This is a genomic window from Ensifer adhaerens (genome assembly GCF_002940685.1).
GTDB classification, from domain to species: Bacteria; Pseudomonadota; Alphaproteobacteria; order Rhizobiales; family Rhizobiaceae; genus Ensifer; species Ensifer adhaerens_E.
The window spans coordinates 298,965-305,373 of record NZ_PNFP01000011.1 but is presented as its reverse complement, the minus strand read 5'-3'; the positions used below and the strand labels follow the sequence as shown (position 1 = coordinate 305,373).

Annotated in this window: 7 protein-coding genes; 3 read left to right on the top strand and 4 right to left on the bottom strand. The window is 63.4% G+C overall.

Features of this window, described 5'->3' with window-relative positions; genetic code table 11:
* The 3 genes from C1A35_RS36555 to C1A35_RS22300 form a co-directional block, all read left to right on the top strand.
* On the top strand, nt 1-261 hold a 261-nt coding region (locus C1A35_RS36555; protein ID WP_210202584.1), incomplete at its 5' end, for a hypothetical protein.
* 261 nt (nt 262-522) lie between these two features.
* Nucleotides 523-1,128: an RBBP9/YdeN family alpha/beta hydrolase gene (locus tag C1A35_RS22305; protein ID WP_104666433.1), complete on the top strand. Its 606-nt coding sequence runs from the start codon at nt 523-525 to the stop codon at nt 1,126-1,128.
* 312 nt (nt 1,129-1,440) lie between these two features.
* Nucleotides 1,441-2,847 (top strand): FAD/NAD(P)-binding protein, encoded by a 1,407-nt coding sequence (locus C1A35_RS22300; protein WP_104666432.1) that lies wholly within the window; start codon nt 1,441-1,443, stop codon nt 2,845-2,847.
* 10 nt (nt 2,848-2,857) lie between these two features.
* Here the strand turns inward: C1A35_RS22300 and C1A35_RS22295 are convergent, their stop codons facing one another.
* The 4 genes from C1A35_RS22295 to C1A35_RS22280 form a co-directional block, all read right to left on the bottom strand.
* A complete protein-coding gene (locus C1A35_RS22295; protein WP_104666431.1) occupies nt 2,858-3,709 on the bottom strand; it encodes an ABC transporter permease subunit in 852 nt (283 codons plus the stop codon).
* Nucleotides 3,706-4,497, bottom strand: coding sequence for a taurine ABC transporter ATP-binding protein (locus C1A35_RS22290; protein ID WP_104666430.1), 792 nt, complete (start codon nt 4,495-4,497; stop codon nt 3,706-3,708). Before C1A35_RS22290 ends, C1A35_RS22295 begins: the two co-directional genes overlap by 4 nt.
* 70 nt (nt 4,498-4,567) lie before the next feature.
* Nucleotides 4,568-5,572, bottom strand: a complete 1,005-nt coding sequence (gene tauA, locus C1A35_RS22285) for a taurine ABC transporter substrate-binding protein (protein ID WP_104666429.1) — start codon at nt 5,570-5,572, stop codon at nt 4,568-4,570.
* Nucleotides 5,573-5,744: 172 nt separating this feature from the next.
* Nucleotides 5,745-6,293 carry a flavin reductase family protein gene (locus C1A35_RS22280; protein ID WP_104666462.1) on the bottom strand — a complete coding sequence of 183 codons (549 nt, stop codon included), beginning with the start codon at nt 6,291-6,293 and terminating at the stop codon, nt 5,745-5,747.
* Between the last annotated feature and the right edge of the window lie 116 nt (nt 6,294-6,409).

The following is a 6,409-nucleotide window of genomic DNA, read 5'->3' as shown; positions in this document are numbered from 1 at the left end:
ATCAGAACCAGCCAGCTCAGCGTGATCCCGAGCGACAATCCAAATCCAGGCAAAACACTCGGCTGGCGAAATCGCCACCGGTTCCCATTGCGTCGCTCCGTCACCTTCCGGTCACCTCTTAGCCCCCGCAGCCGCGTGCGGCTGCGCTATCCCCTCATCCAAACCGATCTTCAAATCGCCGGTTGGCCGGCTTGTCCGAGCGCCGGTATCTTTCGGCGCCAAACTACCAATTTCATGGGCTCCAACAACGCAAATTTTTGACGCTTCCGCCGCTCGAAGGGAAACTGATTTCGCTTCTGACGGCGTCCAAAGAAACACTCTGCTCCCAACATTGTTCCATGCCCGACATCTAAAATATCCGAGGTTGGGCGATGTTGCTGAAAAGTTATGCTATAGAATTTATAGATATTGAATGTTCCTTGCTTACGCACCACAGCCCGCTCTCCCATAATCAAGCCATGAATCGGGTGCGCAACGACGCGTGGCCGTTACCTTGAAACGTTCTCGTAAGCGGTTGATGTCATGGCAACAACGCTCATCATTCCCGGGCTGTTCGGATCGGCCAACGGCCACTGGCAGCGCCATTGGCTCAATGACGATCCGCGGGCAATTCTCGTCGAGCAGGACGATTGGGACCGCCCGAAACTCGACCTCTGGCGCGATAGGCTCGAACGCGCGATCTTCCGTCACGGAACCGTCGACCTGGTGGCCCATAGCCTCGGCTGCCTTCTCGTCGCCAATCTGGCGCGGCGTCCGCTCGCCCGGCAGGTACGCAGCGCCTTGCTCGTCGCACCGTGTGATCTTGGCCCGACCGACCGGCTTCATCCGGGCGCGGTCGATTTCGGACCGATGCCCGACCTACCGTTGCCTTTTTCAAGTCTCGCCGTCGGCAGCCTCAACGATCCGTATATGCCTTTCGACCGCCTACGCCATTTCTCGACGCGCTGGGGCAGCCGTCTTGTCGACCTCGGTCATGCCGGGCACATCAACATCGCCAGCGGTTTTGGCCGCTGGTCGCATGGCTATGACCTGTTGAGGGTATTGAACGGGATTTCGCGCCGCGAGATGACGCGCGGCCAGCCTGGCGAATTTTCGGAACGGTCACCCTTGCCAAACGGTGTGGCCTGACCGCGCCGGACGACGATATCGGAGCGCGCGTCGCGCCGTCATTTCACGCGGCCCTTGATGTTGGCGCCGTTTCGCGCTCTAATAACGCACAAAGTTTATAGAGTATACCGTCTAGGGATGCGCATGCGCCAAGGTGCCAGGCCAGCCGGGATAGGGCATACGGGCTCGACCGCCGTTGCGGCGGACGATATCTTCTCGCGACCCCGCGTACGGTCGCCTATACCTGCACAAGTCGGTCGGTGTCTGCGTTGAGGACCGAAACAGCCATGCATTTCAAACTTCGCCGGTTGGGCCGGCCATAGGAGAGTGCACATGACTGTCCATGGATTGTTTGCCAAGACGTCTCCGACGGAACCCGGTGCCAGGGGCAAGCCGCATATCGCCATCGTCGGCCGCGGGTTCTCCGGCGTGATGATGGCCATCGCGCTGATGAAGTCGGTGCGCACCGCCTTTCACGTCCATCTCTTCGATCCTCAGCCGACGATCAGCGGCGGCCAGGTCCTGGCGGCCGCCCAGACCGGCGAAATCCTCAACAGTCGCGTTCGCGACCTTTCGGTGGCGGCCGGCCAGCCCGAAGATTTCAATGACTGGCTCTCGGCCAATGCCGAATTCCGCGCGGCCGTACCGGCGGCCATTCCCGGCTTCCAGCAGATCTTCGTGCCGAAGAGCATCTTCAGCGATTATGTCTATCAGCGCTTTTCCGAGGCGCTGACGCGCCGGCCCGATATCTCGATGCAGCTCTCCTGCCAGGCGGTGCTTGGCCTTCGCAAGCAGGCCAATGGGCGCTTCCTGGTGGTGCAGGAGAACGCGACGGTGGAATGCGATGCCGTCGTGCTGGCGACCGGTTTTGGCTTGCGCCGCGGTGAGATCGAGGTCGCCGACGAGGAAAAGCCGCTTGTGCGCGCCCGTCGTCTCGTCGTGCCGCGCCACACGGTCCTGCTCGGTAGCGGGGTCCGGGTGGTGGACCGCCTGCTGCAACTCCGCGACAACGGCTTTGCCGGCGAAGTCACCATCCTGTCGCGACATGGCTTCCTGCCGCAGCCGCATACCCGTCTGTCGGCGGCGCCGACATTTCCGGTGGAACCCATGCCGACGCGCCTCGGAGAGATCGTTCGCTTCGTCCGGCAGGCTTGCGCCGAAGCAGAAGCGGCGGGGCTCGGCTGGCAGGCGGCCATGAACGGCCTGCGCCGGCGGGCGCGTTCCCTGTGGCAGGCGCTGCCCGAAGAAGAAAAACACCGGTTCAACCGGCATCTGCGCTCGATCTACGATAGCCATCGCAACCGCTTGCCGGCGCCACTATACCTGCGTCTACGGCAGGAGCTTGCCAGCGAGCGGACCGTTCTGCGCAAGGGCTGGGCTGGGCGGCGCCGTCCGGAAGGGTTGATGGTGTGCTTTGCCGGCGAAAGTGACGAGACACTGCTTGCTGCCGATCAGGTGATCGATTGTCGCTGTTCGGCACCCGATCTTCAGGCGCCGTTGATGCAGAGCCTCTTTTCCGGCGGGCTTGCCGAACCCGACGAGCTCGATCTCGGCATTGCCGTCAGCCCAGCGGGCGAGGTGCTCACGGGCGGAGTTCCGACGCGCAATCTCTATGCAATCGGGCCGCTCGGCGTCGGCAGCCTGCCCGACATCGATCTCGTGCCGGAGATCGTCACGCAGACCTATGCGGCCGCCCGGCTGATCGCCACGCGGCACCGGATCACCCTGAAAACCGGCTGACGCCTGCCGCTCAGCGGCGTGTCGACCAGGGCACCAGCCAGCGTTCGATAAGGCGTGCCGCCAGCTCGAACAGGAAGGCGACGGCGGCGATGACGACGATGCCGGCGATGACCACGTCGGTCACCAGGAACTGGGCGGCGGACTGGATCATGAAGCCGAGGCCGCGGGTCGCCGCGACCAGTTCGGCCGCCACCAGCGTCGACCACCCGGCGCCGAGCGCGATGCGGGTTCCCGTGAGGATTGAGGGCAGGGCGCTCGGCACGACGACGTGGCGCAGGACCTGCAGGCGCGACGCGCCGAAGGAGCGCGCTGCGTTGATGTGATCGGCCGATGCGGACCGGACGCCGGTTGCCGTCGAAAGGATGACCGGAGGAAGCATCGCCAGCGCAATCACCGCAATCTTCGACGCCTCGCCGATGCCGAGCCAGATGATCACCAGGGGCAGATAGGCAAGCGGCGGCAGCGGCCGCAGGAACTCGACGATCGGATCGAGAATACCCTTGCCCAGGCGGCTCGCCCCGATGGCAAGGCCGGCCGGAACGCCGACGACGAGGGCGACGGCAAGCGCGCCGAATATGCGCAGAAGGCTGGCGCCGACATGCTCAGCGAGCGTCGCATCGACAAATCCGGTGACGGCAAGGCTCCTAAGCGCCTGATAGACGGCAATGGGAGACGGCAGGAACAGCGGCGAGACGAAGCCGTAGCTGGATGCGAGGCTCCAGAGGAAAAGGAGAGCCGCGATCGTCGCGAGCGAAATCCAGACTAGCGGCAAGGGCGGCCGGCCGGCATCTTGGTCCGATTGCCCGTCGACGTCGCGCGCCGCCGGCATGATTGGCGGCAGACCTTCGGCCGAGATGCTCATGCGGCAATTCCTTCCTCTTCTGCGTGGATGAGCGCGGTCAATTCGTCCTGCAGGCGGCGAAAGGCGGGGGAACTGCGGATCTCGGAAGGCGGCGTTCCGGCAAGATGTTCGCGGCCGAAGGTCGTGACGATTTCGCTCGCGATCCGGCCAGGCTTGGGGGCAAGCACGACGATCCGCGTTGCAAGCAGCAGCGCCTCCTCGATGCTGTGGGTGATCAACAGCGCGCCGACGCCGTTTGCTTGCCAGACCTCGAGGAGGAAGCCCTGCATGCGGCTGCGGGTCAGCGCGTCGAGCGCGCCAAGCGGCTCGTCCATCAACAGGAACTTCGGGCTTGAGGCGAGCGCGCGGGCGATGCCGACGCGCTGGCGCATGCCGCCGGAGAGTTCCCAGACATGTCGCCCCGACGCATCCCGCAACCCGACCTGGTCGAGAAGCGCGTGCGCCCGCGCCAGCCGATCGACCCTGGAAAATCCACGCAGGCGCAAGGGAAAGGCGACATTTTCGAGGGCGGTCAGCCACGGGTAGAGCGCATCGTCCTGGAACACGACAGCGCGCTCTGCCCCGGGGCCGGTGACCGGCGCGCCGTCGAGGCGAATGCGACCGCTGCTCGGTCTCACGAAACCCGCGGCCAGGTTGAGAAGGCTGGTCTTGCCCGACCCGGAACGACCGATGACGACGACGAATTCGTCCTGGTCGATCGACAGGTCGACGGATGCGAGCACCGGCGGCTGTCCGCCATCGGCGCCCGCATAGCGCAGTGTGACATTCTCAAGGGAGAGGACGGACATGCAGTTCTCCTGGCATGGCGCATTGTGCCCGCCCGAAGGTTTCATCGGGCGGGCAGCAATTGAGCGAACGTCAGAACGAGAGCTTTGCGGCTTCCTGCGCCCAACGGGCGGAAACGTAGGGCGCATAGTCGGGAAGCACCGCCGGGATCTTGCCCTGTTCAAGCAGGAAGGCCGAGGTCTGCGCGATTGCCTTGGCAGTTGCGCCGCCGAGAAGATCGGCGCTTGCCTGTTCTTCGAGCGACGGGAAGTAATAGCCCTTGAGAAGGTTCGGCACTTCCTCAGGCTTGGCGCCGGTCAGCCGCGCGATCTTCTCGGCCTCAGGCGAGCCGGCGCTCCAAGATTCCGGCTTGGTGCGGTAGTCGGCATAGGCATCGCCGGTCACTTTGACGAAGCCGGTTACGATGTCAGGGTGTTCTTCGGCAAACTTCTTGCTGACGATCCAGGCATCGAAGGTCGGCCCGCCCCATTTCGCAACGTCGCTTGATGTTGCAAGCACGGTCGCGGTTTTCTTGATTTCGGACAGAACCGGATCCCAGACATAGGCGCCGTCGATATCGCCGCGCTGCCAGGCGGCCGCGATCTCCGGCGGCCTGAGGTTGAGGATCTCGACCGACTTCGGATCGATGTTCCAGTGTTTCAAGGCGGTGAGCAGGCTGTAATGGGCTGTGGAGACGAAAGGCGTCGCGATCTTCTTGCCCGCGAGTTCGTCCGGTTTGCCGATGCCCTTGACCGCCAGCGCCTCCGCATCGCTGATCAGGCCGACGACGAAGATCGTTTCGAGCGGGATCTGTCGGCTCGCGGCCGCCGCAAGCGGCGAGGATCCGACATAGCCGATGTCGATCGACCCGGAGGCAAGTGCGGCGATCACGTCCGCGCCGCCATCGAATTTCTGCCAGTTGATCTTGGCGCCGGTCACCTTTTCATAGGTCCCGTCGGCCTGCGGCACACGCGAGGGCTCGACGATCGGCTGATAGCCGATGGTCAGCGTCGTTTCGTCCGCATGGGCCGGAAGGGAAAGCGTCGTCGCGAACAGGGCGGCACTGGCGGCAAGAAGGGTGCGTCTGCGGATCGTCATTGTATGCTCCTCAACGGTCTGGTTGCGGCTTCCTCAGGAAGTCATGTCAATATGTTGATTAAAAGCATGGATTTTATGTAGATAAAATATTCCGCATTCTGCCAGTCGATTGAGAGCGCATTCCAAAATTTATGCCCGTGGCAGCGCTCTGTGCCCGTGCAAGCAGGCAGTGTCAGAACTGCAGACCGCCGTAGCGGCCGTTGTGGTAGACGATCGGGTCGCCTGTCCCCGCCGTAATCGCCACCACCCGGCCAAGGATGATCGCATGACTGTGGCGCTCGATGATCTCCTCGACCTCGCAGTCGATGGCGGCGAGCGCACCGGCCAGCGCAGAGGCGCCGCTGGCAAGCCGGATCCATTCGGCGCCATCGTAGCGGGCCGCCCCCTTGATGCCCTCGACGCCGGAGAAGCGCTCGGCAACCCGTTGCTGCTCCCGTGACAGCAGGTTGACGCAGAAATGCCGGTAGCGCTCGATGACCGGCCAGGTCGACGACGTGCGATTGATGTTGACGATCATCGTCGGTGGATCGACGGCGAGCGCGGTCGCGGAGGTGACCGTGGCGCCGGTGCGTTCGTCTCCGATCCCGGCGGTGATGACCGAGACGCCGCCGGAGAAGTTGCGCATGGCCGCCTTCAGTGCCGGCGTGGTGATCTGTCCGTAACCATCGGCGGTCGGAACGATGGCATTAAAGGCGGGAGAAGCGGCAAGCGCGATGGTCATGGCCAAATCCTCGAAAAATTTCATCTAATTCCCGATCGCTGGCGGCCGATACGGGAAAAATTTTTCCTCGCAACAAGGATGATCGCCCGAATTCTTATTGTCAATAAATTTTATAG

What these genes read in the sequence shown, in the direction of transcription:
- C1A35_RS22305 (WP_104666433.1), top strand. Translation starts at nt 523, where the DNA reads ATGGCAACAACGCTCATCATTCCCGGGCTGTTCGGATCGGCCAACGGC.
- C1A35_RS22300 (WP_104666432.1), top strand. Translation starts at nt 1,441, where the DNA reads ATGACTGTCCATGGATTGTTTGCCAAGACGTCTCCGACGGAACCCGGT.
- C1A35_RS22295 (WP_104666431.1), bottom strand. Translation starts at nt 3,709, where the DNA reads ATGAGCATCTCGGCCGAAGGTCTGCCGCCAATCATGCCGGCGGCGCGC.
- C1A35_RS22290 (WP_104666430.1), bottom strand. Translation starts at nt 4,497, where the DNA reads ATGTCCGTCCTCTCCCTTGAGAATGTCACACTGCGCTATGCGGGCGCC.
- tauA (WP_104666429.1), bottom strand. Translation starts at nt 5,572, where the DNA reads ATGACGATCCGCAGACGCACCCTTCTTGCCGCCAGTGCCGCCCTGTTC.
- C1A35_RS22280 (WP_104666462.1), bottom strand. Translation starts at nt 6,293, where the DNA reads ATGACCATCGCGCTTGCCGCTTCTCCCGCCTTTAATGCCATCGTTCCG.